This is a genomic window from Methanococcoides sp. NM1, from assembly GCF_900774285.1.
GTDB lineage: Archaea > Halobacteriota > Methanosarcinia > Methanosarcinales > Methanosarcinaceae > Methanococcoides > Methanococcoides vulcani.
The window spans coordinates 90577-117444 of sequence record NZ_CAAGTW010000004.1; the positions used below are offsets into that span (position 1 = coordinate 90577).

Below are 26868 nucleotides of genomic sequence, written 5' to 3' on the forward strand. Positions count from 1 at the left end.
TCACTAAAAGTGCTTGGTTATATTGCTTTTCAAAGACATGGATGTGCTGAAGTCTCAGACATAATTGAAGCTACAGGTATTCCTGAACGTTCTGTTTGGCGTTACATAAACCAATATAAGGAAAAAGGAATGCTCGATACTGTAAGAGAAAAGACAACAAAGGTCTTTTTCACGAAAACTTCATTGTGGGAACAGGTCAGAGAAGCATTGATCAAAATAAGCAAATGTCTTGACATTGGACTTAAGCACATATATGGTGCTGTATATTTCGATTCCTGCATAATTCGATCACAAAGAAAGAACAGAAAGGTGCCTAAGGAAATGCAGCCTATTGTTCAATACGATGATGAACCTATTATTGTGGACTCTTATAAAGAAGCTGATAAAATCAGTGCAGATCTCAAAAAGAGAGGCATCAAACGCAAAGTTTTGGTTGAATCTACGGGCCGAAATAAGCGCTACAGCCGTGTTATCAATTAAGCGAAGCTTTTTAATCCTCAACTGTATAAATTAAATTATACTGAATTGCAGCAACCTTTTTTTACGGTATTTTATTAAATTTGAAGTCTACTTTGTTTTGCGCAATTTTTTTTGTTTCCCCAGGCAAAATGGCTTTTTTCTTCTGTTCCCTTAGGTACACGATTAAGGGGTATCTGCCACCGATGGCTTATTCCTTGATTTTGACAACATTTTTGGAATCCATATTTCCACTAGAAACGGTTGGTATCGGCATTTTTAGAGGGGCAGAGTTCCACTGCACAATTATAAGTAGATTATTGCTTGCTTTTCATACTAGGTATCTATGTGAATTTTTGATGGTTCCAAAGAAATAATCATGAGTTCTATTTTTGTCAAAATTTCTCGCGCATGTAGGTACTTCTTATCAAATACATAGTATATGTATTATAATCTACCAATTGCACCAAAAATATGGTTATAATATACCCAAATATAACCAGATATTGCCACATAATATACCCAAATATAACCAAATATTACCATGAAAAAAAGACCCATTCTAAGATACTCAATATTCTGCCTCGGAATCTAAAATCGAATGTCAGCTATCAATTGCAGAACTTAAAGTGTAAAAATAAGATGTTTGGGTTCTCTTTAACATCGTGTGGGTAACCTATCCTTGAGTCATGCTCTCATTATTGTTGCTCACAGACCAAGCCTTTCGCATGCAGCATTTATTTTGAATGAATCGCTTTTCATGGCCTCAATATGCTACGAGGCGACAAATGACGTGATCGTGCAATTCTCCAAAATAATCAGCGGTGAGCCATGATATTAAGTTACCAACTCAATGTTGGGGAGATCCAAAATGAAATAGGCAACTTATTCAAAATCCGAGAGCATAACTATAAAATCTATCAAGTAAATATAATAATTGCCAAATAAATTCCGTTCATCGATGGGGAACTCTTGATTGGATTTATGACTTCTTGGGGGGATTCGGATGATAATTGGACCAAAACATGACTTTGTTAAGACTTGCAAATTTGTTGATAGGGAAGACGAGATCCAGATCTTCAAAGATTCCGTTGAACGTATAGAGCAAAATAAGTACAGCGTTCTGGTTTACTATGGAGTTGGAGGCATTGGCAAAACCGGTCTGATAGGTCAACTACGAGAATTGACCAGCGAGGGAGATGCATTATGGTCTTCGATAGACCTGAGCAACAAAAACTACAGAGATATGGGGACAGCCCTGATCACTCTAAGAAATGATTTCCGTGCAAAGTACGGTGCCAAATTCCCTTCCTTTGACATTGCATATGCTATATACTGGCAAAAGGTCAACCCGCAGATACCCCTATCAAAAGATAGCTATTCATTAATTGAAGAAGGGTCGATCGTTGATGATCTACTTAATGTTGCAAACAATTTTATACCTTTCAGACTGTTCACCGATGTTGCTGCTGTTGCCAAAAAGTTACCTGACAAATACAGAGAGTGGTGGGCTAAACATGGTCAAAAAGAGCTCTCCAAGCTACCAGAAATGGATTCAAGCGATATTGAACAGATGTTGCCGAAGTACTGGGCATATGACCTTATGGATCATCTGGAAAGCAGATCCAGATCTGCAGTGATCTTTATAGACACTTACGAAGCCTTCTGGGAAAACTTCAGAGGACAGGGTAGCTTTCATTCCAGAGACGAGTGGTTAAGAGAGCAACTGATACCATATTTACCAGACAGGGTATTATGGGTGATCTGCGGAAGAGAATCTCTTCGCTGGGAGGAGGTTGACCCAGAGTGGAAATTGTATGTTGATCAACATAAGGTCGAGGGGCTCCTTGAGACTGATTCCAGAGATTTCCTGCGGTCCTGCGGGATTGAGGATGAAAGTGTTCAGGAAATTATATTCAATGGCAGCAGCGGTGTGCCTTACTATCTGGACCTTACAGTTGACACATACCAACAAATAAAGGAGAACAGGCAGCCAACTCCATACGACTTTGCCAAAGCGCCTCATGAGGTGTTTGAGAATTTTATCAAATATTTAGATAGGGCTGAGAAAGAAACTCTTAAAGTACTATCATCGCCTCGTTTCTGGGACGAAAACCTGTTTGAAGTACTCATCACCGAGTTTAAAACAGGTTATTCCCTCACTGCTTTTTCGGAATTGAACAGGTTCTCTTTTATGACCCAGGAAAGTGGGGGCAGATGGTACATGCATAAGTTGATGAAGGAGAGTCTGCAAGAGTACCAGGATCAGGACCTAAAGGAGAAGGTTCATCGATTTATGTTTGAGTACTACGATGGGCAGTTAACAGATGTAGACATCCAGAAAATCAAGGATGAACACAAAACTGCTCTGACAGAAGGTTTCTATCACGGCAAGATAGTGCTTGAAGCACAGGAATTATTTAGCTGGTTTTATGAGAGGGCAGACATTTTTAACAGGGCTGCACAGTGGCAACTAATCATGCCGTTATATGAAGAAATGTCACAAATTCTGGAAAAAGGTTTGGGATCAAATCATTCAGATGTTGCAACTTCCCTGAACAGTCTGGCAATGCTCTATGGTAAAATGCGAAATTATGATGATGCTCTGACCTTGTATCAGCAGGCCCTTGATATTCGTAAGCGGGTTTTTGGTCCCAATCACCGACATGTTGCAACTATTATGAACAATCTGGCAGTGCTCCATAGTAAAATGGGAAATTATGATGATGCTCTGACCTTGTATCAGCAGGCCCTTGAGATTCTTAAGCGAGATCTTGGTTCCGAGCATCCAGATGTTGCAGCTATTATGAACAGTCTGGCAATGCTCTATACTGAAATGAGAAATTATGATGATGCTCTAAAACTCTACCAGTGTGTTCTTGAGATTCAGGAGCGAGTTCTTGATCCCGATCACCTAGATGTTGCAATTACTCTGAACAATCTGGCAATGCTCTATCGTAAAATGCGAATTTATGATGATGCTCTGACCTCGCATCAGCGTGCCCTTGGTATTCTTAAGCGAGTTCTTGGTTCCAATCACCCAGATGTTGCAACTTCCATGAACAATCTGGCAGGACTCTATACTGAAATGGAGAAATATGACGATGCTCTAAAACTCTACCCGCGTGCTCTTGCTATTCGTAAGCGGATTTTTGGTCCTAATCATCCCGCTGTTGCAACTATTCTGAACAATCTGGCAGTGCTCTATCGTAAAATGGGAAATTATGATGATGCTCTGACCTTGCATCATCGGGCCCTTGAGATTCGTGAGCAAGCATTTGGTCCCGAGCATCCAGATGTTGCAAATTCCCTGTACACTCTGGCAGTGCTCTATGATGAAATGGAGAAATATGACGATGCTCTAAAACTCTACCAGCGTGCTCTTGATATCATTAAACGTTGTCCAAGTTATAAAGATTATGTTACTTTCATCCAGGAGAGGTTGGATGATATCGATATATCTTGAACATCTGGATTCAAGCAGATGAAAAAGAAAGCATAGGTCGCATGAACCATCAAGGATTATGTTACATCCCAAGCCTGAAAGTTTTCACTCCCTTATGAAGAAAATTTCCTCCCTTTAAACTAAATTTTTCGTCAGGAAATCCTATTTGACAGTCTCAACAAATTCACTCTAATTGTCATGAAATTCCCCCCCTTTTGTCTCAAAATCAGTGTATTTATCGCATCAAAATTGGTATAAATGTACTTTTTTGACCTTCTCTGCCATGAATCCATGGTAACTGTCAAATTCGAAATGAATTTTTCAACAACTTTCCGAATAGAAGGCCACAGTGGCATTCCAAATCTATTGAGATACTCAAAGACAATGAGATACTGATCTGCCTTTCTGAGCATATCATATGAAAATATTTAAGTTTATTTATCTATATATTTTAACTTTTATTTTATGCTCTCCAACTCTTAAAACTCTGGACTAACTTGCGATTCCACAAAACATGTCTTTTTAATTACATAAAACTATATCATTTACTTTATAAGTTATGTGTTACATAAAATATGTTTAATGGAATATAGAGATAAATCAGTAGGATATGCGAGAACTAGCACAAAAGATCAGAACATAGATACCCAGATATTACAACTCAAAAACAAGGGTATTCCTCCAGAACAGATATTTTTTGATGAAGGTATCAGTGGGAGTATTCCAGCCCCTAAAAGGCCAGGATTTAAAAAACTCCTGAACTACCTCGATTTACATAACGTTGATACAATATATCTTTTTGAGATATCAAGACTTGGCAGGACCTTTATAGATACCCTTAACCTGATTATGGAATTTGAAGAAAAAGGCATCAAAGTAGTCTCTTTAAGTCCTAGTGAATCCTGGTCTACCACAGGAGACCCACATTACAGGAAACTACTGATATCTCTCTTTGGTTGGGTTGCAGAAAATGAAAAGAGAATTTTAAAGGAACGCATAAAGATAGGCATAGAGCGACACAGAAAAGAAAATAAGAAATGGGGGAGACCCACCAAAGAACCGAACAGGAAAGAGGTCATGAAGTATCGGAATAAAGGGTTGACTTGGTCTGAAATCTCAAGGGTTATGGATATTCCCGCCAGTACGTTGTATAAATACAGGGATGTTTGGGAGGAAAGAGATCGTATAGATAAAATTAGAGGTGTTATTGAATAATAGTACGGATGAAGCAAGCAACTAGATAACAATATATGAAATAAAATTAATCTTTTAATGGGGGTATTTAATGAACAAAGAATTTAAAGATCGAATCGATTCACTTCCAAAACTACAAAATGAATTGATGAATTCAATAAAAAGATATCGAGATGATCTACAAGATATACCTAAAAGTGGAGTATATGTTTTTTATGAAAATGAAAAACCTATTTTCGTAGGCCGCTCAGACCATATGAGAAAACGGATCATGACACAAGGTCGTCAAGGTTCAAACCACAACAGTGCTCCTTTCGCCTTCAGTTTAGCTAAGGAAGCAGCAATTGAAAAAGAAATGGATGTTCAAAATAAGACACGAAATGAACTCGAAAATAATCCCGAGTTTAATCATTTATTTCTTCAAGCAAAAAATAGAGTTTCTAAAATGGCAATAAGGTATATTTCTATTGAAGATCCGATACTACAGACTCTTTTTCAAATATATTTATCTATGGAATTGAAAACACCATATAACGACTTTAAAACTCACTAATGTTTGGGCTCTGTAGAAATCCTCAACAAGACAAACTATTCAATCTTGACGTGCATGTTGGAGAATCATTCAAAATTTATAAAAAGTTTCACCTAATAAATATTATATTATTATTAAGGGGGCGTTTAAATGAAAGCAATGTTACTGAGAGTTGGTATCGATAAAGGATCAGGTGGGAATTTGGGCCCAATATTTAAAGATGGTTCTTTCGAGTACATTCCGATACCTGAAGATTTTCCTTCAGATATTGAAAACACTTATGCCGATACTCCTGGAAGAAATGGAAATAACTTATCAGCCTATGTACGGAAAGGATTGAAAGATAGACAAATTCATTTCGATCCTGAATTTAAGTCATTTACATATGGTGCTGGTAATCACAGACCCATTAGCAAATTGAATAAAAATGATTTGTTAGTATTTTATGCAGGCTTGAAACCATATGAGAATAAAAGATATGAAGAAGGCTTGTACATCATTGGATACTTCACTGTCAAAGAAGTATTGAATTTTGACCTAATGGATGAAGATGAAATTGAAAAATCCACAAAATCATGCCGTAATAATGCTCATATTAAAAGGAAAAAGGACACAGATGGTCTTGTTATTGTGAAAGGATACAAAAATAAGAGCAAACTATTAGATAAAGCCATAAAAATCAGTGTGAAAAGTGAAGATTCAATAGGAAAAACTTTACATGTGTTGTCTCCAAAAATGGAAAAGATAACAGCCCTCTCTGGATCTATTCAAAGAAGTACGCCTAGATGGATTGAAGAAGAGAAAAATGTCCTCAAGTTACAGAAACTAATTGGATTGGAATAAGCTTCATACCAGACTCATTCATATCTCGAAATAGTTCCCATTGACCTTCAGCCATTCCTTCCTTTTTTCATAATCACTCAGAACCGATCCCATGATCTCCCAGAACTTCTGTGTATGATTTTTTTCCTTCAAATGAACCAGTTCGTGTACCACTACATAATCAACGATCGGCATTGGTACAAGTATTGTCTTCCAGTGGATATTGATTGTTCCTGCTGAAGAACAGGATCCCCACCGGAACTTCAGGTCAAGTACCCTGATGTCTGATGGTTCCACTCCGAGTATCGATTTGTAGATTTCCACACGCTTTTCAATAATAGGAAGTGCATGTTCTCGATACCACTTGATAAATGTCTCCCGTCCCTTGTCAGCATACTTTCGATTAAGTTCGAAATAACCATGAGATAGTTTCAGTGGAGCACCACCGTCAACGATCTGTAACCTGTAGCTCTTTCCAAGATAGAGAAATCCTTCACCATTAACATATTTTTTAGGAGGCAGTTCATCTTCTATCAAACGCTTTTCTGCCAGCTTCTGGTATATCCAGAACTTCTTGCCTTCAAAGAAATCATCAATAACATCAACAGGACAATCCTGTGGTGCCCTCACTATGATGTCATTGTTGCGCTCTATAGTGATTCCAAGAGTCTTACGCTTGGACCGTATCAGTGTGTATGTTAACGTTTTTGATGGCATGTATCATGAGTCTTTGAGCTTTGTGTCGAGAGTCTCTGCAAGTTCCATTAGACGATTTGCTATCTTATCCCTGTTCTTTATGACATCGGGTAATTTAGATTTTACCAGAAGAGCTACGATGTAGCTTGTGAGTTTCTTAATCTCGGAATCCTTGTCCCAGAAGTCGATGATGTCAATTTCCCTTTTTATCAGAGATACAATGTCGGATGTAAGGCCGACTAGTGTTTCCTTATCCTTATCATTTGGCTTATTCTCACCATACAGTTCCTTCACGATGATGTCATAGAACGGCTTTTCAATAACAGGATCAAGGCCATCTTCTTCCTTTTGTCTCCCAGAACGTACCGTGGTCAGGAAATCTTCCAGTTCATGAGATAATTCTTCCCAGTTTTCCTTGTATTCTGCCAGAATTTCTTCCAGCCTCTCACTCAATTTCCGGTAGAATTCAGGATCATAGTCGATATTTTTCGAAATATGATACCTGATAGCATGTTCCATCTCAGATGCTTTTGATTTAGGGGACTTGATGCTTGTGACATAAGTCTCGAAATCTTCTGCCATGATGGAAATTGGTGGGATCTTCGGGTCTACACCCTGCGAGATGATGTATTCATCAATCAGTTTCTTGACTTTCTCTTCAGCATCTGCAATGTTCAGGCTATCGTCCCTATATCGATTCCTGGCTGTCAGTTTGATGAAAGCGAGTGTTCTCATATCCTGCACATAAGGCAATGCTGCAGGGTTAGGAAGGACTGTATCCATGCTTTTGAGGAAATACTTGAATGCCACAATGAAGTCGGCTCTGATTTCTTCATCAGCAAGATAATCCACACATGCATCAATGTCATCAATGCTGCTGATGTATGCCTTTTCGAATATGTTCTTCACACGTTTGTGACGTTCACGAAGTTTGGGAATCTCATCTTTCAGTTCAATGAGAGCGCCTTTGACATCATTGGCAGTGAATATATCAAGTGCATCTCTTAGATGGTTACCGATTCCATAGTAATCCACTACAAGACCGTAGTTCTTTCCACTTGCAGGACGATTGACACGTGCTATGGCTTGCAAGAGGTTATGTTCGACAAGTTTCCTGTCGATATACATTACCTGTTCTACAGGTGCATCAAATCCGGTGATCAGCATATCCTTCACAATGAGGAATGCAAGACCACTTTGTTTTTCAGTATCATCTGCCTTGAGGGGTTTCTTGAACTTCTCAATATCCCGATTCTGGCGTGCACGATCGGTGTATGGTGCATATTCAACGGGATCATTGTGGTCTCCGGAAATCACTACTGCGGTTTCAAGTCTCTTCAGGGTGTCAAGTTCTTCTTTTTTCTGTATGTCTTCAGATTGGGTCTCAAGCTCTTCAATTACATCCTTAATAGCATTATCCAGATATTCCTTGTAACGTATGGCTGCCTTTCTACTGGATGTTACAACCTGTGCCTTGAAACCGTTCTCCATGATGTTCTTGCGATAATGGTCAACGATATCAGTAGCAATGGCTTCTACACGTTTTGGTGCTGAGAGGATATCGGACTTTGTTCCATATTTAGCCTGTATGGCTTCTCTTTCTTCGGGAGTATAATCACGGAACATGTCCTCAAAAACATCGTCGAGAGCTCTACCATCCTTGACAGCATCCTTTGATGTCCTGCCTTCATAAATGATCTGAAGGGTCGAGCCATCTTTCACTGATTGCTCAATGGTGTACTTGTCAATGTAATCACCGAATGTCTCTGATGTCTTTCGTTTCACTTTTTCCGTGATCAGAGGAGTTCCGGTGAATGCGATCTTTGTACAATTTGGTAATGCATTGGACAGGCTCGCATGAAGGGTTGATGACTGTGTGCGGTGAGCCTCATCTATCAAAAGTAGGATGTTCTCGGAACGATTGAGTACGGGTAGTGGTTTGAACGTACTCTTTTTCTTCTTTTCATCCTTAGCATTGGACTTGTTCTTTCCATTACCTTTCTCTTTTTCCTGGAACTTCTGCATCATCCCCATGACGAGGTTTGAGGTATCACTTTTCAGCAGATCTTTCAATTCATCGATGCTGTCTGCAATGTAAACGGTTTCATCGGTGTTCTTTGCAGTACCACCCAACTGACTTTGAAGATCTGTTCGGTCTGTTACGAGTACGACCTTGTATTTTTTCAGTTCCGGGTCTTTCCTCATCGTTCGTATCAGGAACACCATTGTAAGGGATTTACCACTTCCCTGTGTGTGCCAGACAATACCGCCTCTTTCAGCGGGTGTAGTTCCTTCTTCTATCCTTTCAATGATCTTTCTGACCGCTCTGTATTGCTGATACCGGGATACAATCTTTGCTACTTTTCCCTTATCATTCTCCTTGAATATTGTGAAATTCTGTACAATATCCAGAAAGTTCTCAGGATGCAACATACCCTGTACCAGTATCTGCTGACTGTTCGGATTCGAGCCATCGGGATTGATCTCTGAATATTTGAAGGGATAGCAGTCCTTCCATTCAAGGTAATGTTCAAAACCACCACTGATGGTGGAGAACCTAGCTTCCTGCCTATAGGTTGCTATCATGAACTGATTGTAGTAGAATAATTTCTCATTCCCTTCTCTTTCTTCCGTATGTGGTCTGTTGTTGCTGTACCTTAGAAGCTGGTTTATGCCTTCCCACATTGGATCAGCGATTTTCGGGGATTTACATTCTACAACAACAAGAGGAATCCCATTAACGAACAATACGATATCAGGAATGATGTGGTTGTGTGTACCCAATACATTGACCTTGAACTGACTTATTGCAAGAAATCGATTATTTTCTGGATTCTCAAAGTCAATATATTTGACAGAGGGACTTTTCAAGCCTGACTCCCTATCCTCATCCACCACCGTATTGTTGAGAAGAAGGTCACAAACCCCCATATTGGCTTCTATGAGATTGCTCGCATTGATACGCTTCAGTTCATTGATGACTTCATGTATCTGGTCATCCTCCATCCACGAATTGATATCCTTCAATGCAATGGCCAGTTCCTTCTCGATAATAATCTCACTGTATGCGGAACGATAGGACTCCTCAGGAGCTGCCGTCATCTCCAGTTCAAGTATGTCCCATCCCAAGTGTTCAAGCTGCTCCATAAAAGGCTTTTCAACGTATGTATATTCGTTCAAATCGTTCATACTGTCACCCTAACTTTCCCAGTCAGCAGATCCTGCATAAGGCCTTTCTTTATTTCCAGGAGCTTGTCACGGTATGCTTCTTCTTTTTCGATACGCTGGTCTGTGGATGTGAGGATTTCAGCTATACGTTCTTGTTCTAGAGTAGAAGGAGTTGCTATAATATAATCTATAAATTCTCCTCTTTTTATGTGTACTAATCCAGATCCACCATGAGCAATCATTTCTACTCTTTCTCTAACCTTATCTAATGAATAATAAAACCACTTGCTTTTAACATCATTTTTTGGAATTACTTTGAATATATGTTGATTCAAGAGTCCAGTATTGCCTTTCCAAATGTAGGGTCCAAAAGAAGTTCCTCTATTTCCAGACCATGAAAATAGAAGTGTTTGTGGTGGTACCATATAGTTGTCTGAGATCTCACCCTCAAAATAATTGTAGTCTGTCCCACCATTTAAGTTTTGAATTCGAATAATTGGCAACCCATATGTTTTCCAGTCCTCTGGTTTGAAAGCATATCCATTGATGAGATTGCACATTGAACCAAGTTTGTTGATATCCCACTCCACCGGCACTCTCCCCAACACCGAATCCTTAAACTCATGCGTATCTTCACTCCGAAGATTTCTCTCTTCATCAATACCTTTAGTGAGAAGATCGGACATGAGTCCCTTTTTCACATGCTGGTATTTCTCTATGAGTGCCTCGGTTTCTTCGATGGTTTCGTCTACTGATGAGAGGATGGATGCGATTTTTTGCTGTTCGGGAAGGGAGGGAATTGGTATTTTTAAATTTCTGATCATGCCTAAAGAAATGAACTCTTGAACTCCACCAGCAGCATTTCTTTCAAATTGTTGTTTAATAACATTTGAATCTAATAGATACAAAACATACCGATTTACCATGCTACTATCAATGAATTTTATTAGAGCAATATTCTTGATTGAAAAATCAAATTCTTTTTTCACAATCACTGGATTACCGATTGTACCTATCATTGCAAATAATATGTCACCATCATCCACTTTTGATCTTTGTTGTATTTTATGGTGGTCATCCTTTGAAATATAGTTAATGTTTGTGAAATCAATACAATTATTCTTTAAATTTTTTGAAGTGATAAAAGGAATTCCTTCACTAACATATTTCGGAGAATCGTGAGTACCATCTCTTACATCAGTTACTTTAATTAATGTGGTCAAATTCCAATCATCAGGAATCTCTCCCAATTCCGTCATCTTGTAGCCATCATGCACCATAACCAAGTTCCTCCAAGAAATCGTTCATACTGTCACCCTAACTTTCCCAGTCAATATGTCCTGCATGAGTCCTTTCTTGATTTGCAAGAGCTTGTTGCGATATGATTCCTCCTTTTCTATACGCTGATCTGCTGCTGTGAGGATTTCAGCGATGCGCTGCTGTTCATTGATACCAGGAACGTGCACCAATAGGTTTCGCATTTCTCCAACGTTGAAATGCTGCTGAGCCAAGCCACCTTGCCCTTCAAGTACTTGGCGTTTTCCATAATCTGAATTGATCCAAATGGAAAGGTAATCTGATCGAATCTTAGTTTGGTCAGGACGTGAAATGACAATATCGATACAGTTGCAACCATCAAAGTCGGTAGGAACGACTGATGTAGTACCAGGATAACCGGTTCGAACCGTTACCAGATCGCCCGTGCGAAGCTGACTTTTTTTTAGTTTAGAGTTGTCCGCCTGTGACATATAGACGAGATCATCAGCATTAATTTTATTTTCGTGAACATTTGCTGAACGTAGGACTGGTACGCCGTCTGGTCGATAGTACTGAGCTGGTCGAATAACAATTCCAACTACGATTTCCCGGCAAATTGATTCACAGGGTTTAACATCCCACTCCACCGGCACTCTCCCCAACACCGAATCCTTAAACTCATGCGTATCTTCACTCCGAAGATTTCTCTCTTCATCAATACCTTTAGTGAGAAGGTCGGACATGAGTCCCTTTTTCACATGCTTGTATTTCTCTATGAGAACCCCGGTCTTTTCGATGTTTTCGTCTACTGATGAGAGGATGGATGCGATTTTTTTCTGTACGGAGGCTGGAGGCAGGGGAATAATAAAATTTTTGACCTGAGATTGGCTTATCATTGGAACGCCGGTTTGTGATAAATTATCCTGAATCATATTCTGGGTTTTTTCACCACAAAGCCAATAGTACAAAAATAAAGATGCTATTTTAATGTTTTTTACTAAAATTAAACTTGGATTTATTGTCGTTTTGCCTAATTTCCTATCAACAATTGTTACTTTTCCCAGACTTCCTCTTTGTACAATTAAAATGTCCCATTGATTTACCATAATTTCTGGGGATTCTTCGTATTTTTCAATTGTTAAATGGGTTGTTTTTAATAAATTTAGCTTATTGTTTTTTGATATATTTTCTGCCCCTAATACCAATGGTCCAGATTCTCTCAAGTCATGAATAGTGTAACCTTTCCATCCAACTCTCCCTTTTATTTCAGCAATATCGCTAAAAAGATTAACATCCCAATCCTCCGGAATCTCTCCCAATCCCGTCATCTTGTAACCATCACGCACCATAACCAAGTTCTCCCAAGAACTCGTTCATCTTTGACCTTGCAGCGTCACGTTCGGCCTCTATTGTCTTTGCAGGGATGTTGTACTTATCCCACCATTTATCGAATGCTGCAATGAATCCCTGTCTGGATTCGGTCAGGTACTGGTCAAGGTACTTGTCGAGTTCATCCTTGAATTTCGAAAGGACACATTCTGCAACCTGACCCCCATTTGTGGATGAAGTGACTTCAATTGCACATTCTTTGGCATCCTGTTCAGGTTCCCTGATGTTACCGTCATCGTCCAATAGCTGCACATTGAGAACGAAATCTTTGCTCCATCCGGTATTTATGGCCGTCTTCAGATCATACTGGATGGACTTCCACCAGTTAACGAATATACCTGCCACTTTGAAGTCATCAAGAAGACTTATAGGTACAAGTTTCTCTTTGATGGAATCAAGGAATTCCTTACGGATAACGAATGAATCCTGTGTGTCAGGAAGCCTTTCTAACCTCTTGTGATTGCCATTCCACCATTCATCAAGGGATGAGTGCATATCGTCCTCTATGGGCTTACAGAGGGCTTCAGAGATGGCTTTGATCTTATCTTTCTCATCTATCGATGGAATGAAATCATAGTAATCCGGCATGTCGTCCTTTTTGACCAGTATGTCCCCATCTTTCAGAAGGTATTTTCCAAAGATATGGGATTTGGTTTCCACTTCAGCAGCAGGAATGCCACCCATAAGATGAGCATGGACGTCATGGGGTTCTGGTTCAGGAGAATTATCAACATATCTGCGTATGTTGAAGTTGAAATCCTGTTCTTCAATTTCTGAAAAGTCAACCAGTCTGGAATATTTTGGTATTTCCAAATGCTTGTGATAGGCCGTGGAGATCTTCTCAATGTCTTCAGGCCTCAGCCGGTTCTGGTTCTTACCTTCTGCAAATTCAGCATCTGCATTAATGAAAAGTACTTTATTTTTCAGATCATCGGACTTGTTCTTGTTTACCACAAGCACACAAGTAGGGATGCCTGTACCATAGAATAATCCTGAAGGCAATCCAATGATAGCTTCAATAACATCGTCCTTCAACATACCTTCGCGGATCTTCTTCTCGTCCCCACCTCTGAAAAGAACACCATGAGGCATCACCGTAGCCATCTTTCCCTTACTGTTGGTACTGGCTACCATATGTTGTGCGAACATCAGGTCAGCCTTCTTTTTCTCAGGTGAGAAACCATACAGATATCGTTCCTGGAATGTCAGGTTCTTCTTCGAATAATCAAGTGAGAATGGTGGATTGGCAATGACCCTGTCAAAATGCATGATCTCCCCACCTTCAGTATGTCTGGGATCTGTCAGTGTATCGCCATGTTCGATCTTTGCATCCTGTATATCATGCAATATCATGTTCATTTTACAGATAGCCCAGGTACCGCCATTGGCATCCTGTCCGTACAATGTAAGGTTACGTGAGTTCTGTCCCTTCTCTTCCACATACTGTTTCGATTGTATCAGCATACCACCGGAACCGCATGTAGGATCGTAGACTCGCATTCCCTCTTCCGGATCAAGGACCTGTACCATCATACGTACAACTTCATTAGGCGTGTAAAACTCCCCACCTTTTTTGCCTGCTGAATCTGCAAAATACTTGATCAGATATTCATAAGCTGCACCAAGCAGGTCAGGGAATTCGAAATCATCGTTATGAAGTGGTTGTTTATCGAAATGGACAAGGAAGTCCTGTAATTTTGAATCAGCAATACGATTCTTTCCCTTCTTCGCATTGAAATCGATATGTTTCAGAACCCCATCAAGTTCAGACGGATTGTTATCTTCCAATGCAGCAAGAGCTTTATTCAATTCGTTCCCGACATCCTTCTTCAGATGCTTGAGATTGTCCCATCTGGCTTCTTCAGGAACATAGTATAGGTATTCAGTAGGAGAATCAGCCATTGATTCCGCTTCATCTTTTGTAAGCCCCTCAGCAATCCATTTCTGGATGATCTTTTCCCGTTGTTCATCAAATTGGTCAGACATTCGTTTCAGGAAAAGCATTCCGAAAATGTATTCCTTGTATTCAGATGCATCCATCGAGCCACGCAGGATGTCAGCTGCCTTGAATAAGTGGGACTCAAGTTGTTGAAGGGTCAGTTTCGCCATGTTATTTTAATGAATTGTTAAGGCTTATAAATTTATTTATTTGGTGTTGGTTGTGGGGATGGTTTAATGGCCGGGTTTAATATTTTACAGATGGTACATCATCAAATATTTATGTTCAAAATTTAATCTTGTTTTAGTTATGTGGTGAAGAGAATGAGACATTGTGAAAAATGTGAAACTGAATGCCCTGACTCGATTGATTTTTGTCCAGAATGTAAGAGTCTTCTAAAAAAGGGCATGTATAAAGCAACTTACAAAGACGGGGATGATATAGCAATATGCAAAAAATGTGGTACTAAACATTCAAAGGATAGTCTTTCTTCTGATGGTGTTTGTCTTGCATGTCTCTACAACAAAGAGAGACTCAAGTATGAATATAAACATAATTAAATTCAAAGAGGCTAACAAACATTAATTATGGTTATAGTTCACTTTTTTGCTTTAACAGTTTTTGACACCATTCATCAATCGGACGGGCATATTGGCCAATCCTTTGACCTTCTTTACCCATATGATTGTTTGTGTTACCCCAACAACATGGATATATTCTATTATCATGTGGTAAGAGGATGAATTTACCTACATCGGGAGATGTTTTTGCTTCCGCAATAAAATTTACGCCTCCCGTACTCTTTAATTCAGTAATCCTTTTTTGAGGTTGAGACGATATTGCTTCAAATGCTTGATCGAAATTACATACTGGTTGTGGTTGCATAAGGGGGCGATTGTCATGTGGCATATTTAATCATCCTTTGATCCAACCTGAAATCTATTATTTATATATGATATCATCCATTCGACCATATTAAAATCTCAATTGATACTGTTTATGTGAAGTTAAACTAAAAATTAATGAACTATTATATTAGTTATTTCCATATATTTGCTACATATTTATTACATTGCTCCCCATCTAATTGACGTGTAGTATTTCCCGATCTCATGAAAAATAATCGTTTACCATCCTTTTCTAAATATGCTGGATATGGCGATTTTTCGATGGACAATATACAAATCAAATAGCCTTTTATTCTGTGGTAGGATGATTCTACATAATAACTCAAATCAGATCCAATATGTAAGTCTATTAATTCACTTATTCTTTGTTCATAACCGTCTATATTCTTTCGCTTTAATGTCAAAATGTCTTTTTCAATACCAATTATTTCGTTGTTATCATTAACACCGAGTATAAGTTTCCCACCTTTTGTATTTAGAAAGGCAACAATGGTTTTTAAAGAAGAATATTTAAGGTCCTTGTTTACTTTATTTTGCGTGTAATCCCATAGTATAGACGATTTAAATTCAATTTTGATGCTTTCTTTAGAAGATGTAAGACTTAAAATTTCATCAGTTTCTTTTCTTTTATCAGAAGTCAAAAGCATTGAAGGTTTTAGAGTTCTAATCATACCTTCATAAGAATTTGTTACTTGTCTTATGAAATTATTCATTTGTTCAGAATCCCAATATTCTGCTACTTCAGGATTTTCACTTACATCGAGATATCTGGCTCTTACTGATTGCACTTCTGATTTATAGGGATTTGATTTATTAAATGATTTATATATTTGTGCAATTTCAGAAATTAAGTCATTCGATGCATCTTCAAGTTTCTTTTTATCAGAAAGTCTTTCAGATAGATCTTTAGGAATTCCACATTCCACAATAGCAATTATTGAAAGCATTAGAGACTTTAAACATTTCCAACCATGATTGACAAATTTTATTCTTTCATCTGCATGATGCTGTGAAGTAATCAGCATATATTCTTTGAAACTGTCATCAAATACTTTCGATGGAATGTCTATCTCTGAAAGTGCAGATTGGAACTTATCTACATAGTCATCAACATCTGTCGTAAATAATGTGAACAAATTTTCAGAATATGCAGCTAACAAAATTTCTTTATTAACTTTAGTTTTCCTATACCATTCAGTTAACATTTCTCTTACTTGATCATTTAATACATATTTATCATCTTGAGTTTTCTGAGAAATTTTGAGCAATGGTCCTTTCATGTTTTTTGTTTCAGATCCAGAAACAAAGCCGTTTTTATGAATTATTACAAGTGTTTTGATTCCAATTTTATTGTCTATTCCATTTTTTTGAAGGGAGTCAAAATAACGCCAAGTTTGATTAATTCCCCACGATATCTTTGGTGATTTTGAAGCAATCCTTTTAAGTTCTTCAATTGCACCTTGAAACAGTTCTGAACCCACAACTTTTTGAAAGGATTGTATATTAATTGGCATTTCGGCTTCATCAGCTACTTTTTCTAAAAACTGAAATATGGAGCGTGGATTTCCTCTTGAGGCTATATTAAGAACTGGAATTAAATCCTCATCAACAATATCACTAACCTCATATCCTTCTACTTTTGCTCTATATTCTATTAAACTTCGAACTTCTTCGTTTGATAGTGGTTCAAGTTTTATACTATTTGTAAAATTAATATAACTTAAGTCCCTATCCCCTAAGAAGGATTTCCATTCAGGAGCACATGAAATCACAATTACCATTTTTTCTGATAATTTTTTAAGTATGGGGTCTGCGGTTCGGAAAAAAGAGTTGATATAGCTCAAATCACCTTGGTTCTGATAAAGCCTATCTAAATTATCTATAAATAAAAAAAATGGTCCTTCTTCTGCACCATCTAAAATACTGATTACATTAGCGATATCATCAGATGCACCATTTGATAAATTTCTTGCAATTATTTTAAATATAGCAGTTGTTCTTTCATTAAATTCTTTATCGAGTAATTCTGTGAAATGTAAACCAATATCAATTATTCTACTAAAATCTGATCCCTTTTGAGTGTCAACATAGCCTTTAAGATATGTTAGAGTCGTAGATTTTCCAATACCTCTTGGACCAATAACCAAAACAATGTTTCCTTTTTCTCTCTCAATATTTTGATCAAATTTTCTTTTTGCGATTTTCAAACTAGTCAAATCAACAATTTGATTTAATTTTGGTGGACCCTGGCTGGTGAAAAAATCACCTCTTATTTTCACAATAGAAACTCCTTTTCACAAAAATGGAATATATACATATTTAGTTTGGTAATTGTTTTATAAACAACTATTATTTTCTTGATAAGTATGCTTTAATCTATATATCTATTTACCTATACTCAGTAGTTCACAAATTTTAGTTTAAACCCATATAAAAAACATTCATATGTATATTAAATTTATGGTCTTTTTTTAATCTTAGAATTCATTGGTTATTTTTTTGTGAAATTTCAATCGTATTGACATTATGATTTATTTTTTTTGAAAAATTAACTTTAACCTTCCTAATGCAGAAATGTAAAACTTAAGGGTAGCTCTATTGCTACTGCTTACTCTCTTTTTTTGCTTATATTTAACCGGAAATCCTTAAAGTTTAACATTTCATGATTTTGTTAAATTTAAATTGATGATATGCAGACTGACGGGCAAGATCGAAAATTGTAATGCATAGGTGTATTACAGGCCTTGGACTTAAGTCCGGGGTATAGTGACTGTACGACTTACCGGCTTTGCTTTAAAAGTCATATTATACCCCAACTTTATACGCACAATCACCACTTTTTACACAGGAGCGATTTTCCACACAAAGCCGGGAAAGCCAAAGATTAAAACCATGACAAACGTCTCTTAATTTCTTCTTTTTCTACTGGTATGAATGGTAATCCTTGATAATGTCTCATTGAAGTCAACGAATCATGCCCTTGTCTCAAGCAAACTTCGTTAAGTGGGATTCCTGCAGAGATCATCCAAGACTCAATTGATTTTCTAGTACTTTTAGAGCTCACACCCCTAGAGGGAATATATGACTTTTCACACCATCGTTTCAAATTGTTATTCCAGGACTGTTGAGATGGTGGATTTTTCCCCTTGAAGAAATATCGGAGTACAGATTCAAGTTGTGGGGGTATTGGGTGGATGTACCTTTCAAGCTGCGCTCGTTTGGCCTTTCTCTGGGCTTCTGCTGGCAAATGTATAGTCCTTCTCTCCTTCATGATCCATTCGGGATGATTATACAACCTCTGAACTTCAACATACCTCATACCCGACCAGAAGCAAACCTCAAAGATATCTCGAAGATAATTCTTTTCTATGTTTGCAACCAATTTGTCATAATCAAAGGGACCTAAGACCCGAACTCCTTTTACAAAAATAGGCTCCATATTTACATTGAAGTTTTAATAAAACTTAAACTTTTATAGGTGATTCCTTGGAGATCCGGACGGTCCAGAAGTCTCCAGGGGAAAGAAAAGTTTCAATTATACCATAAAATAGCAATCTTTCCTTTTGATCTATGCCGGAAGATCCCGGAGCGAATCTTTAGGATCCTTTGGAGATATTCATCACTTCAGACCTGAAGATCATCTCTCTGAAGAAGAACTCGAAGGTATAAGATAGGCTGTTTTAGATATTCTTAATGATGGTCGTGAAACTCTCCTGAAGTACAACTTTGAAGGAAAGCTATTCTATGTACATGATGATAGCGATCGAGAAGAAGAGGAAGTAGACGACCATATCCCGATTCGTGAGTTTGTTCCTTATGGTATGCTTCAGCGTGAGAGTCTGAATGCCTGGCTTGTTTCGATCGAAGCTGATGGGGTCGATGAAAAGGCTAATCCTATCATGGACAATTGTAATTATTGTGAAACCTTGATTGAAAGATACTGTGAGATCCAGGAAGATCATGATCTTTCTTCTAAATTAAGAAGATTATATCTTGATGATCTCCCTAATCCGCCTGATTCTTTTAAAATTGTGTCTCGATTTGGTGAAATTGATAAGGATTGAGTAGTGATAGCTATTAAATTAATCTCGTTCTTCTTCTTCTTCTTCCTCTTCTTCATAATCAATTATTTTTCTAACGGATATAAACAAACGTTTTACGTCTTCGGGAATATCATCAATAGTACATTCTTCTGCAAAGTATTTTCCTAATTCCGGCTTACTTATATAGTTTGAATCACAATTTTCAGCAACCGCTTTTATAATTGCATCAGAACACTTTTTTTCCTCTTTTAACTGGCTTATTTCTTCAGTTGTCCAGTTTAATAAACCTTCTTTTGGACGATGTTTATTTAGAACTTTAACAATGAATGTGTCCGAAAATGAATCTTCTAGTTCTTTATTTCCAATATAAATTATTTTTTCAGAAAAGAAGTCATCTACCCATTTTTTATATTCATCGATATTGCAATCTGCTGTTGTTGGATTATAAGCTTTATGTAATTCTTTTATTCGTAAATTTTCTGTATCAGCATCTAAGAACAGGCATATCAAATCTCGTTTATTTTTCATAAGTAATTTCATAAAATTAGAGGCTGCACCGTTTCCATCTAAATTAATTAATGAAATCCCATCTTCAGTAAATGATGATCCATATGTTTTTTTATACGCTAGTGGAAGAAAGTTTATTTCAGTTTTTCCTTCAACTAATATGAATGCTTTTTCAAAAAATATGTGACTATTAGATAATCCCATTTCTTTGCAAACAGAAGTCATAAATTGGTTTGTTTCGAATTCTTCCTTTTCTTCCAAAAATTCAATTGTTGTCGTTGAGTCTTCACTTCTTTTTAATAGCCCTATAGTTTCAATTGGCATGTTATCAATCATGAAAAGAGAGTGGGTACAGACAATAATTTGGTTATTACTATCCGATGATATAATTTTTTTAATTGCCTTATACATTTTTCTTTGTGCATCAATGTGAAGATTTGTATCTGGCTCATCGTAGCATCTAATTACTGGCAAACCCTCTAATTTTTTTATTACTGAGGAGTCCCAGTCAAATATCCCCATAAATAATCTTTTTTGAGTTCCAAATCCCCGATTTTCAAAAGGTATGGTGGAACTTGTTTTTTTATCGATTATTTCAATGGGTGTGCGTAACAATGAATTTGAAAAATCAAATTCAGGAGAAATGTGAATGTCTTCTATGTCAGGATTGTATTTTGTTATGTATTTTTTTAAATTTTGAGCTTCTTCGTTGATCTCTTTCTCTGCACATTCTAATATTTTATTTAATTCTTTGCTTTTTAATTTTCGAGATCCAGTTTCATCATTAAGTTCGTATAGTAAATGAGTAAATTTTTCCCTGAACGTTTTAATAATCATGCTGGTTGGATCTTTATAATCATTAACATCGTACCTTATTATTTTTGGTAAGAATTGTGCGATTTCTTTCCAATCTGTTTTTATAAAATCGAATGAATGTGGCAAATGATCATTATTTAGTAACTCTTTTATTTTTTCTATTCTTGCTTCTTTTCTTGTTTGAGCTTCTATATTTAAATCTTCAAGTAGTGTTGCCAACTCACTTGCACTTAAAGTTTCGTAAGTATTAAGTCTGTCGTCTTCATACACTTTCTTCTTTACGGCAATTTCAATTGCTGATTGTGTTAGTGTTTTTTTAATCATCAATTCGTTTTCTTCATTTAGCAAGTGGGAAATCTGATCGAGGACTTCAGGATTTGGTATAAATGTAATTATTCCTATAATTTCACTTGCACAGTTACCTTCAGCATTGTGGAAAAAGACTGATTCTTCAGGTAATTTATTATCCAGTATTAATTCTAAAAAATCGATTATGGAAGTCTTTCCAGAATCATTTTCACCAATAAAAGTAGTTATTTGGTGAAATTCAATGTTTGGTATATTTTGATGACATTTGTAATTTTGAATTGATATTGATTTAATTTTCATATCATTCAACTCTGAATAATATTACAGTCATAGCTTTGTCATTGGGATTATAATCTGGTCTTTTTGAAAAGGTATTCTCCATTTCTTTTATATTAGTCATTTTCATAATGGTGAACATTTTCCACGATGGTACTTTTGAATTGGAGTGACCACCGATTTGATATGCTCGAAGAGATTGTTTTCCTGTAGTTGTGTTCCCTACTAGGTATGGTTCAACGATTCGTTGTGCACCATCATAGAAAAATTCAATTGTTTTTTTATTAGCTATTGCTTGTTCAATTGTTGAAAGGCTCATTTTAGTTCCTCTTTTATTATGCTAGATGAATAATTATAATTTATTTTTTCAGAATAGTTATAGTTGTTTTTTCATGATGTGATTATTTGATTTAAAGTTTTTTATATAGGTATCAAATGTTTATCTTTCTCCTTTCGAATGGTTCGAGGGTAAATCAGCTGTACCTCTGATGGATATCAAGGAAGGATCTCATTATTTCAAGCCATTGAGCAGGACAATAAAGCAGTATGTTGAACATCTTGAGCATAAGTTCGATGGCGAGATTGGAGTACTTGAAAGGAAGCATGTTCATGCTGATTCTGTTATTTATATTGGGAAAGAAGCTAACAATATTGATGAACAGGAATTGGATGTGAAGCAGGCTCAGGAGTTTATTGATGTGGAGGAGATCAAGAGGAAGATCCTTGAGATGCCACAAAAGGAAGCTGAGAAGCTTGGGCTTAGCAGGAGTACGTTTCAGGATATTAAAAGAAGGATAAGGGAAGGTAAAAGGATTAATTGGAAAACTCCTGCAGTGAGGAGATTGATGGTAATGTTTGTCTGAAAGCATTCTATGCTTAATATTTACCAATAAATTTTTGTAGACATATTCTCATACATATTTATTGGGAAGTGGATAAATGGATGGAAAATTATTAGAAATAATTGAAAAGATTAAATCAGAAAAAATCTCTCCTCAATTAGATGAAGCAGCCACTAAGCAAACTGTGATATTGCGTATATTGAATTCTTTAGGCTGGGACATCTTTGAACCTGAAGAAGTCTATCCAGAATATCCTGTAAACGGTATAAAAGTGGATTACTCTTTGAGAAGTAACAACAAAGATAGAGTATTCATAGAAGCCAAGAAAATTGGAGAAGATTTAGAGAAACATCAGGAACAACTTTTGAGATATTCATTTAAAATGGGTGTAGACCTCGCGATTTTAACTAATGGAATTACTTGGTGGTTTTATTTACCACTTAAGAGTGGAGAGTGGGAGAAGAGAAAGTATTATTCAATAGACATTTATGGCCAAGATGCAGATGAAATTACAGACAAATTCATCGACTTCTTGCTAAAAGAAAATGTAATTACTGGAGAATCTGTTAAAAGAGCGGAAGATGTCTACAAAGGCAAAATAAAAGAAAAAGAAATTAAAGAAACATTACCAAAAGCATGGAATAAAATTTTGGATGATCCCGATGAGACTCTTGTAGAATTGGTAGCAGAAACAACTGAAAAGCTTTGCGGGTATAGACCTGACGACAAATTAGTAGAAAAATTTGTCATAACTCATATTCAAAAGAAATTAACACCTATCAAAAAAGAGCCTGATGAAAAAAAGCGTAAAGAATATGTTGGAAATGAATCTCTTTACAATATACTTGATACAAATAAAAGAAAAATAGTGGATGAACTTGAGTATTTTATTTTAAATCTTGATGAAGACATCCAAAGAGATTACGAAAAAACTCATATTGCATATAAATACAAAAGAGTATCTTGGATAGTTTTAAGAAAAGCTAGGCATGGGATTAGATTGTGGATTCGTGTCGATCCATTAACATTTTCAGATAATAAAAATATGTTTAAGAGAGTAGAAAAAAGGGGTACAGCTCAGACACATGGAAACTATGTTTCAGTCATATCTCAATCTGATATAAATGAGTATTTATTTTCAATACTGCGTGATTCTTATACTTTTAGAAAGAGTTCTAATTATTCAAAAAGATGGGGGGAACTATTAGACGAACTATATTAAATAATATGAGTATAATTAAAATTAATTATTACTATTTTTTCATTAACTATTGAAATATTTCTCTTTTGTGGTGACTTCCAACTTTAAAAATATTAGATTTAACTTTTTCCAAGACATGTTTGTTTCTTCCCTACACGATACCGAAAATTTATAGAGTTCGGTTTTTTGCTGTTACCTATATCCCCGATATGTTGTGCAGGGGGTAAGATTCGAACCTCAATAATCCAGTTATTTCTGTTTTCTTTTAAGTACGAATAAATGTGCCATTACAAGTGAAAGAATCGTAAAACCGGGTACTTTAAGAGTCTCAAGATCATTCTCAATTGGTCCTTCATACCCATTGATATACACTGTCTCACCCATTGTTTCCATTATTGCAGGAGGTTCTTTCCCATAGAAACTTTCGCTGATGTGGAGGGATTCGGAATTTTTAGTATAGGTTATGGAAACAATACAAACCTTTAGGCTATATCAGGGATAGAAATAAAGAACTACCCATTTTCCTTTAAGATCCTCTAAAGATACATCATTGCCTTCAGGATCCGGAAGACAAAGCTGTGGGGCTTTTTCGCCTGCAGAAAGTGATGTTTTAGCCATTTTTAGTACCTCATATTTATTTAAGGTATCCAGATACAAAAAACTAACTAAATCAATTATATTTCCAAAAGGTAAGCTTCATAACATCTAAAAATGAAACTAAAATGAAACTTCATCTAACATCAGATTTAAAAGCTATATTGTTCTCTTATTAGAAGAGAAAAGGTTCTGACAGATAAGGAGAGTGATCTTACTTGAGTTATGTATTTCTTTTTGCAGCCATACTTTTCGAAGTCATGGGAACTACCTGCATGAAACTATCAGAAGGTTTTACCAAAACGCTTCCTTCTATACTGATCTTTGTGTTCTATGGAATAAGTTTCACTCTCTTCACATTAGCCCTCAAAAGACTTGAGGTCAGCCTTGCATATGCTATCTGGTCAGGGATCGGTACATTGAGCATTACTGCGATCGGCATCTTCTACTTTGATGAAACACTGACTGCCCTTAAAGTAGGGTCTATTGCCCTTATCATCATAGGTGTAATCGGGCTTAACTTAAGTAGCGGGATGCACTAAAAAGGTAAAAGGTTCAGCTCTTTCTCAAGGACTCCACAGGATCAAGCTTTGAAGCTTTATTCACAGGATAGACACCTGCGATCAGACCGACAACAACAGCAATAGCTGAGAACAGGGATAAATAATATTAAAAGAATAAATGATATCAAAGGGATATTATGGGTAAAATAGTTCATGTGGGTTCCAGAAAAGCAGGTGTTGCTCCCGGAACATTGATTCATATTGGGAAAAAGCAGCTAACAGAGCCCAAAATAACTGTTATTGATTATAATGCAGATAATTTCCAGGAACTGGTAGCAGAAAATATCGAGGAAGTATATCCATTTAAGGATAGTGAAAACGTTTCCTGGATCAATATTCACGGAGTACATCAGGTCGACCTGATCGAAAAGATAGGTATTCATTTTGGAATACACTCCCTTGTACTTGAAGACATCGTCCATACTGATCAACGACCTAAAGTAGAATTCTTCGATTCCTATATCTATATAGTTCTGAAGATGCTACAATATGATAAGGACAAAGAAGAACTTATAGCTGAACAGGTAAGTATTATCCTCGGCTCTAATTTTGTTATTTCGTATCAGGAAGTTATCGAGGATACTTTCGATCCGGTAAGAGATCGATTAAGGTCCTCAAAGGGCCGTATTCGAAAACAAGGTCCTGATTATTTGGCTTATGCACTTCTGGATTCTATAGTTGACAACTATTTTGTTATGCTTGAAAAAATAGGTGAAAATATCGACGCACTTGATGACGAGCTATTAGATAAACCTACACCAAAAACGCTTGAGGACATCCATCACCTAAAGAAAGAACTGATCTTTTTAAGAAAATTCATCTGGCCTTTAAGGGAAGTTGTTAGCAGTTTACAAAGGGAAGAGTCATTTTTTATCAAAGAGTCAACATCAATTTTCCTAAAAGACGTCTATGATCATATAATTCAGGTAATGGATACAATTGAATCATACAGGGACATCCTCTCCACGATGCTCGACCTTTACCTTTCGACTGCAAGCAACAAAATGAACGAGATAATGAAAGTACTTACTATCATAGCGACTATCTTTATTCCCCTCACTTTTATTGCAGGAATATATGGAATGAACTTTGAATATATGCCAGAGCTGAAATGGCATTTGGGATATCCTGTGATCTGGGCACTAATGATAACTGTAGCTCTTGTGATGCTTGCTTATTTCAGAAAGCTAAAATGGATCTGAAGAAATATTAAAACTGGATTCAAGTTGGCAATGCGATCATGCCCAGATAAATTCCCCAGATACCACTGGCAATCATAGTTACTGAGATCGCACCCAAGAACAGACCGAATAACCTGGTAAGTACCAGCATTCCATTATATCCCATTTTTTTGTGTATTCTCCTCGAAAAGAGAAATGTTACCATGGCTATTGAATAGGTCAGTACTGTTGCGAGTATTATCAGAAACTTTTGCTGAACCACTTCAGCAGTTTCTGTAAGAATTATAACGGTTGTAATGGTAGCAGGACCTGTTAGAATAGGCATTGCGATGGGGAAGATCCAGATATCTTCACGATCCGCGGATGCATCTATCTCTTTATCAGTAATGCTTTCTCTTGAAATCTTGGCCTGCATCATATCAAAAGCTATCGTGAAAAGTAACAGTCCACCTGCAACTTTCAGTGAATCAAGACTGATCCCAAGAATATCAAGAATAATGTTTCCCGTGAAAATGAAGAATATGGCAATAACAAATGCCAACAAAACAGATTTCTTTGCGATCACGTTCTTTGCATCTAGAGTGAGGCCATTGGTCAGCGTTATAAAAGTAATTACTCCGGTAATAGGGCTTACAATAATAAATAAAGTGATAAAAGAATAGATAAAATACCCGATAAGGTCCATTAATTAGTAAAAGGCATAGTATTTTAAAAAGTATGCGATTGAGTA

24 protein-coding genes are annotated in these 26868 nt (G+C 36.8%); 11 read left to right on the forward strand and 13 right to left on the reverse strand.

The genetic code is table 11. From position 1 onward, the window contains the following. Positions 1 to 9 precede the first annotated feature (9 nt). From E7X56_RS05195 to E7X56_RS05220, 5 genes are all read left to right on the forward strand, one after another. Positions 10 to 480, forward strand: coding sequence for a hypothetical protein (locus E7X56_RS05195; protein ID WP_135605512.1), 471 nt, complete (start codon positions 10 to 12; stop codon positions 478 to 480). Positions 481 to 1462: 982 nt separating this feature from the next. Further along, on the forward strand, positions 1463 to 3922 hold the full coding sequence (locus E7X56_RS05200; RefSeq protein ID WP_135605514.1) for a tetratricopeptide repeat protein: 2460 nt from the start codon (positions 1463 to 1465) through the stop codon (positions 3920 to 3922). A 561-nt stretch (positions 3923 to 4483) separates the two neighbouring features. Continuing rightward, positions 4484 to 5116, forward strand: coding sequence for a recombinase family protein (locus E7X56_RS05210; protein WP_135605516.1), 633 nt, complete (start codon positions 4484 to 4486; stop codon positions 5114 to 5116). 70 nt (positions 5117 to 5186) lie between these two features. Beyond that, entirely contained in the window at positions 5187 to 5648 is a 462-nt protein-coding gene (locus E7X56_RS05215) for a hypothetical protein (RefSeq protein WP_135605518.1), read from the forward strand. A gap of 129 nt (positions 5649 to 5777) precedes the next feature. Next, positions 5778 to 6470, forward strand: coding sequence for a hypothetical protein (locus E7X56_RS05220; RefSeq protein WP_135605520.1), 693 nt, complete (start codon positions 5778 to 5780; stop codon positions 6468 to 6470). 18 nt (positions 6471 to 6488) lie between these two features. Here E7X56_RS05220 and E7X56_RS05225 read toward each other — a convergent pair whose 3' ends face one another. The 5 genes from E7X56_RS05225 to E7X56_RS05245 are packed head-to-tail and all read right to left on the reverse strand — an operon-like array spanning position 6489 to position 15068. Further along, positions 6489 to 7166, reverse strand: a complete 678-nt coding sequence (locus tag E7X56_RS05225) for a M48 family metallopeptidase (protein WP_135605522.1) — start codon at positions 7164 to 7166, stop codon at positions 6489 to 6491. A 3-nt stretch (positions 7167 to 7169) separates the two neighbouring features. Next, positions 7170 to 10334, reverse strand: a complete 3165-nt coding sequence (locus E7X56_RS05230; protein WP_135605524.1) for a type I restriction endonuclease subunit R — start codon at positions 10332 to 10334, stop codon at positions 7170 to 7172. Continuing rightward, complete coding sequence (locus tag E7X56_RS05235; protein ID WP_135605525.1) at positions 10331 to 11593, reverse strand: restriction endonuclease subunit S; 1263 nt, start codon at positions 11591 to 11593, stop codon at positions 10331 to 10333. The genes E7X56_RS05230 and E7X56_RS05235 overlap by 4 nt, the downstream gene beginning before the upstream one ends. A gap of 24 nt (positions 11594 to 11617) precedes the next feature. Next, entirely contained in the window at positions 11618 to 12919 is a 1302-nt protein-coding gene (locus E7X56_RS05240; protein ID WP_135605528.1) for a restriction endonuclease subunit S, read from the reverse strand. Then, positions 12909 to 15068, reverse strand: coding sequence for a type I restriction-modification system subunit M (locus E7X56_RS05245; protein ID WP_135605530.1), 2160 nt, complete (start codon positions 15066 to 15068; stop codon positions 12909 to 12911). The genes E7X56_RS05240 and E7X56_RS05245 overlap by 11 nt, the downstream gene beginning before the upstream one ends. Positions 15069 to 15221: 153 nt before the next feature. Here E7X56_RS05245 and E7X56_RS05250 point away from each other — a divergent pair, with 153 nt between their 5' ends. Beyond that, positions 15222 to 15458, forward strand: a complete 237-nt coding sequence (locus E7X56_RS05250) for a hypothetical protein (protein WP_135605532.1) — start codon at positions 15222 to 15224, stop codon at positions 15456 to 15458. A 31-nt stretch (positions 15459 to 15489) separates the two neighbouring features. Here E7X56_RS05250 and E7X56_RS05255 read toward each other — a convergent pair whose 3' ends face one another. The 3 genes from E7X56_RS05255 to E7X56_RS05265 form a co-directional block, all read right to left on the reverse strand. Continuing rightward, positions 15490 to 15807, reverse strand: coding sequence for a hypothetical protein (locus tag E7X56_RS05255; RefSeq protein WP_135605534.1), 318 nt, complete (start codon positions 15805 to 15807; stop codon positions 15490 to 15492). A gap of 130 nt (positions 15808 to 15937) precedes the next feature. Next, positions 15938 to 18085, reverse strand: coding sequence for an RNA-binding domain-containing protein (locus tag E7X56_RS05260; protein WP_135605536.1), 2148 nt, complete (start codon positions 18083 to 18085; stop codon positions 15938 to 15940). Positions 18086 to 18690: 605 nt separating this feature from the next. Beyond that, positions 18691 to 19245 (reverse strand): site-specific integrase, encoded by a 555-nt coding sequence (locus E7X56_RS05265; RefSeq protein ID WP_135605538.1) that lies wholly within the window; start codon positions 19243 to 19245, stop codon positions 18691 to 18693. A 382-nt stretch (positions 19246 to 19627) separates the two neighbouring features. On the opposite strand from E7X56_RS05265, the gene E7X56_RS05270 reads away from it, so the two are divergent. Continuing rightward, positions 19628 to 19870 (forward strand): hypothetical protein, encoded by a 243-nt coding sequence (locus E7X56_RS05270; RefSeq protein WP_135605540.1) that lies wholly within the window; start codon positions 19628 to 19630, stop codon positions 19868 to 19870. Positions 19871 to 19888: 18 nt separating this feature from the next. Here the strand turns inward: E7X56_RS05270 and E7X56_RS05275 are convergent, their stop codons facing one another. Together E7X56_RS05275 and E7X56_RS05280 are read right to left on the reverse strand one after the other, a co-directional pair. After that, positions 19889 to 21781 (reverse strand): AAA family ATPase, encoded by a 1893-nt coding sequence (locus tag E7X56_RS05275; RefSeq protein WP_135605542.1) that lies wholly within the window; start codon positions 21779 to 21781, stop codon positions 19889 to 19891. Between the two features lies 1 nt (position 21782). Then, the gene (locus E7X56_RS05280) at positions 21783 to 22076 is read right to left on the reverse strand and encodes a hypothetical protein (RefSeq protein WP_135605544.1); all 294 of its coding nucleotides are present in this window, start codon (positions 22074 to 22076) and stop codon (positions 21783 to 21785) included. 169 nt (positions 22077 to 22245) lie between these two features. On the opposite strand from E7X56_RS05280, the gene E7X56_RS05285 reads away from it, so the two are divergent. After that, a complete protein-coding gene (locus E7X56_RS05285; protein WP_135605546.1) occupies positions 22246 to 22620 on the forward strand; it encodes a hypothetical protein in 375 nt (124 codons plus the stop codon). Positions 22621 to 22696: 76 nt separating this feature from the next. Further along, complete coding sequence (locus tag E7X56_RS05290; protein ID WP_135605548.1) at positions 22697 to 23821, forward strand: DUF5655 domain-containing protein; 1125 nt, start codon at positions 22697 to 22699, stop codon at positions 23819 to 23821. 228 nt (positions 23822 to 24049) lie between these two features. On the opposite strand, the gene E7X56_RS11740 is transcribed toward E7X56_RS05290, so the two are convergent. Both E7X56_RS11740 and E7X56_RS05295 read right to left on the reverse strand, forming a co-directional pair. Further along, positions 24050 to 24193 carry a hypothetical protein gene (locus E7X56_RS11740; protein ID WP_167879449.1) on the reverse strand — a complete coding sequence of 48 codons (144 nt, stop codon included), beginning with the start codon at positions 24191 to 24193 and terminating at the stop codon, positions 24050 to 24052. A 99-nt stretch (positions 24194 to 24292) separates the two neighbouring features. Continuing rightward, positions 24293 to 24418 carry a redoxin domain-containing protein gene (locus E7X56_RS05295; RefSeq protein ID WP_244603411.1) on the reverse strand — a complete coding sequence of 42 codons (126 nt, stop codon included), beginning with the start codon at positions 24416 to 24418 and terminating at the stop codon, positions 24293 to 24295. Between the two features lie 194 nt (positions 24419 to 24612). On the opposite strand from E7X56_RS05295, the gene E7X56_RS05300 reads away from it, so the two are divergent. Together E7X56_RS05300 and corA are read left to right on the forward strand one after the other, a co-directional pair. Then, positions 24613 to 24936, forward strand: coding sequence for a multidrug efflux SMR transporter (locus E7X56_RS05300; RefSeq protein ID WP_091689844.1), 324 nt, complete (start codon positions 24613 to 24615; stop codon positions 24934 to 24936). Positions 24937 to 25094: 158 nt separating this feature from the next. After that, complete coding sequence (corA, locus tag E7X56_RS05310) at positions 25095 to 26159, forward strand: magnesium/cobalt transporter CorA (protein WP_135605550.1); 1065 nt, start codon at positions 25095 to 25097, stop codon at positions 26157 to 26159. Positions 26160 to 26178: 19 nt separating this feature from the next. Here corA and E7X56_RS05315 read toward each other — a convergent pair whose 3' ends face one another. Beyond that, positions 26179 to 26823, reverse strand: a complete 645-nt coding sequence (locus E7X56_RS05315; protein WP_135605552.1) for a MarC family protein — start codon at positions 26821 to 26823, stop codon at positions 26179 to 26181. Positions 26824 to 26868 lie beyond the last annotated feature (45 nt).

What these genes read in the sequence shown, in the direction of transcription:
- E7X56_RS05200 (WP_135605514.1), top strand. Translation starts at nt 1,463, where the DNA reads ATGATAATTGGACCAAAACATGACTTTGTTAAGACTTGCAAATTTGTT.
- E7X56_RS05210 (WP_135605516.1), top strand. Translation starts at nt 4,484, where the DNA reads ATGGAATATAGAGATAAATCAGTAGGATATGCGAGAACTAGCACAAAA.
- E7X56_RS05215 (WP_135605518.1), top strand. Translation starts at nt 5,187, where the DNA reads ATGAACAAAGAATTTAAAGATCGAATCGATTCACTTCCAAAACTACAA.
- E7X56_RS05220 (WP_135605520.1), top strand. Translation starts at nt 5,778, where the DNA reads ATGAAAGCAATGTTACTGAGAGTTGGTATCGATAAAGGATCAGGTGGG.
- E7X56_RS05225 (WP_135605522.1), bottom strand. Translation starts at nt 7,166, where the DNA reads ATGCCATCAAAAACGTTAACATACACACTGATACGGTCCAAGCGTAAG.
- E7X56_RS05230 (WP_135605524.1), bottom strand. Translation starts at nt 10,334, where the DNA reads ATGAACGATTTGAACGAATATACATACGTTGAAAAGCCTTTTATGGAG.
- E7X56_RS05235 (WP_135605525.1), bottom strand. Translation starts at nt 11,593, where the DNA reads ATGGTGCATGATGGCTACAAGATGACGGAATTGGGAGAGATTCCTGAT.
- E7X56_RS05240 (WP_135605528.1), bottom strand. Translation starts at nt 12,919, where the DNA reads ATGGTGCGTGATGGTTACAAGATGACGGGATTGGGAGAGATTCCGGAG.
- E7X56_RS05245 (WP_135605530.1), bottom strand. Translation starts at nt 15,068, where the DNA reads ATGGCGAAACTGACCCTTCAACAACTTGAGTCCCACTTATTCAAGGCA.
- E7X56_RS05250 (WP_135605532.1), top strand. Translation starts at nt 15,222, where the DNA reads ATGAGACATTGTGAAAAATGTGAAACTGAATGCCCTGACTCGATTGAT.
- E7X56_RS05255 (WP_135605534.1), bottom strand. Translation starts at nt 15,807, where the DNA reads ATGCCACATGACAATCGCCCCCTTATGCAACCACAACCAGTATGTAAT.
- E7X56_RS05265 (WP_135605538.1), bottom strand. Translation starts at nt 19,245, where the DNA reads ATGGAGCCTATTTTTGTAAAAGGAGTTCGGGTCTTAGGTCCCTTTGAT.
- E7X56_RS05270 (WP_135605540.1), top strand. Translation starts at nt 19,628, where the DNA reads ATGCTTCAGCGTGAGAGTCTGAATGCCTGGCTTGTTTCGATCGAAGCT.
- E7X56_RS05275 (WP_135605542.1), bottom strand. Translation starts at nt 21,781, where the DNA reads ATGAAAATTAAATCAATATCAATTCAAAATTACAAATGTCATCAAAAT.
- E7X56_RS05280 (WP_135605544.1), bottom strand. Translation starts at nt 22,076, where the DNA reads ATGAGCCTTTCAACAATTGAACAAGCAATAGCTAATAAAAAAACAATT.
- E7X56_RS05285 (WP_135605546.1), top strand. Translation starts at nt 22,246, where the DNA reads ATGGATATCAAGGAAGGATCTCATTATTTCAAGCCATTGAGCAGGACA.
- E7X56_RS05290 (WP_135605548.1), top strand. Translation starts at nt 22,697, where the DNA reads ATGGATGGAAAATTATTAGAAATAATTGAAAAGATTAAATCAGAAAAA.
- E7X56_RS11740 (WP_167879449.1), bottom strand. Translation starts at nt 24,193, where the DNA reads ATGGAAACAATGGGTGAGACAGTGTATATCAATGGGTATGAAGGACCA.
- E7X56_RS05295 (WP_244603411.1), bottom strand. Translation starts at nt 24,418, where the DNA reads ATGGCTAAAACATCACTTTCTGCAGGCGAAAAAGCCCCACAGCTTTGT.
- corA (WP_135605550.1), top strand. Translation starts at nt 25,095, where the DNA reads ATGGGTAAAATAGTTCATGTGGGTTCCAGAAAAGCAGGTGTTGCTCCC.
- E7X56_RS05315 (WP_135605552.1), bottom strand. Translation starts at nt 26,823, where the DNA reads ATGGACCTTATCGGGTATTTTATCTATTCTTTTATCACTTTATTTATT.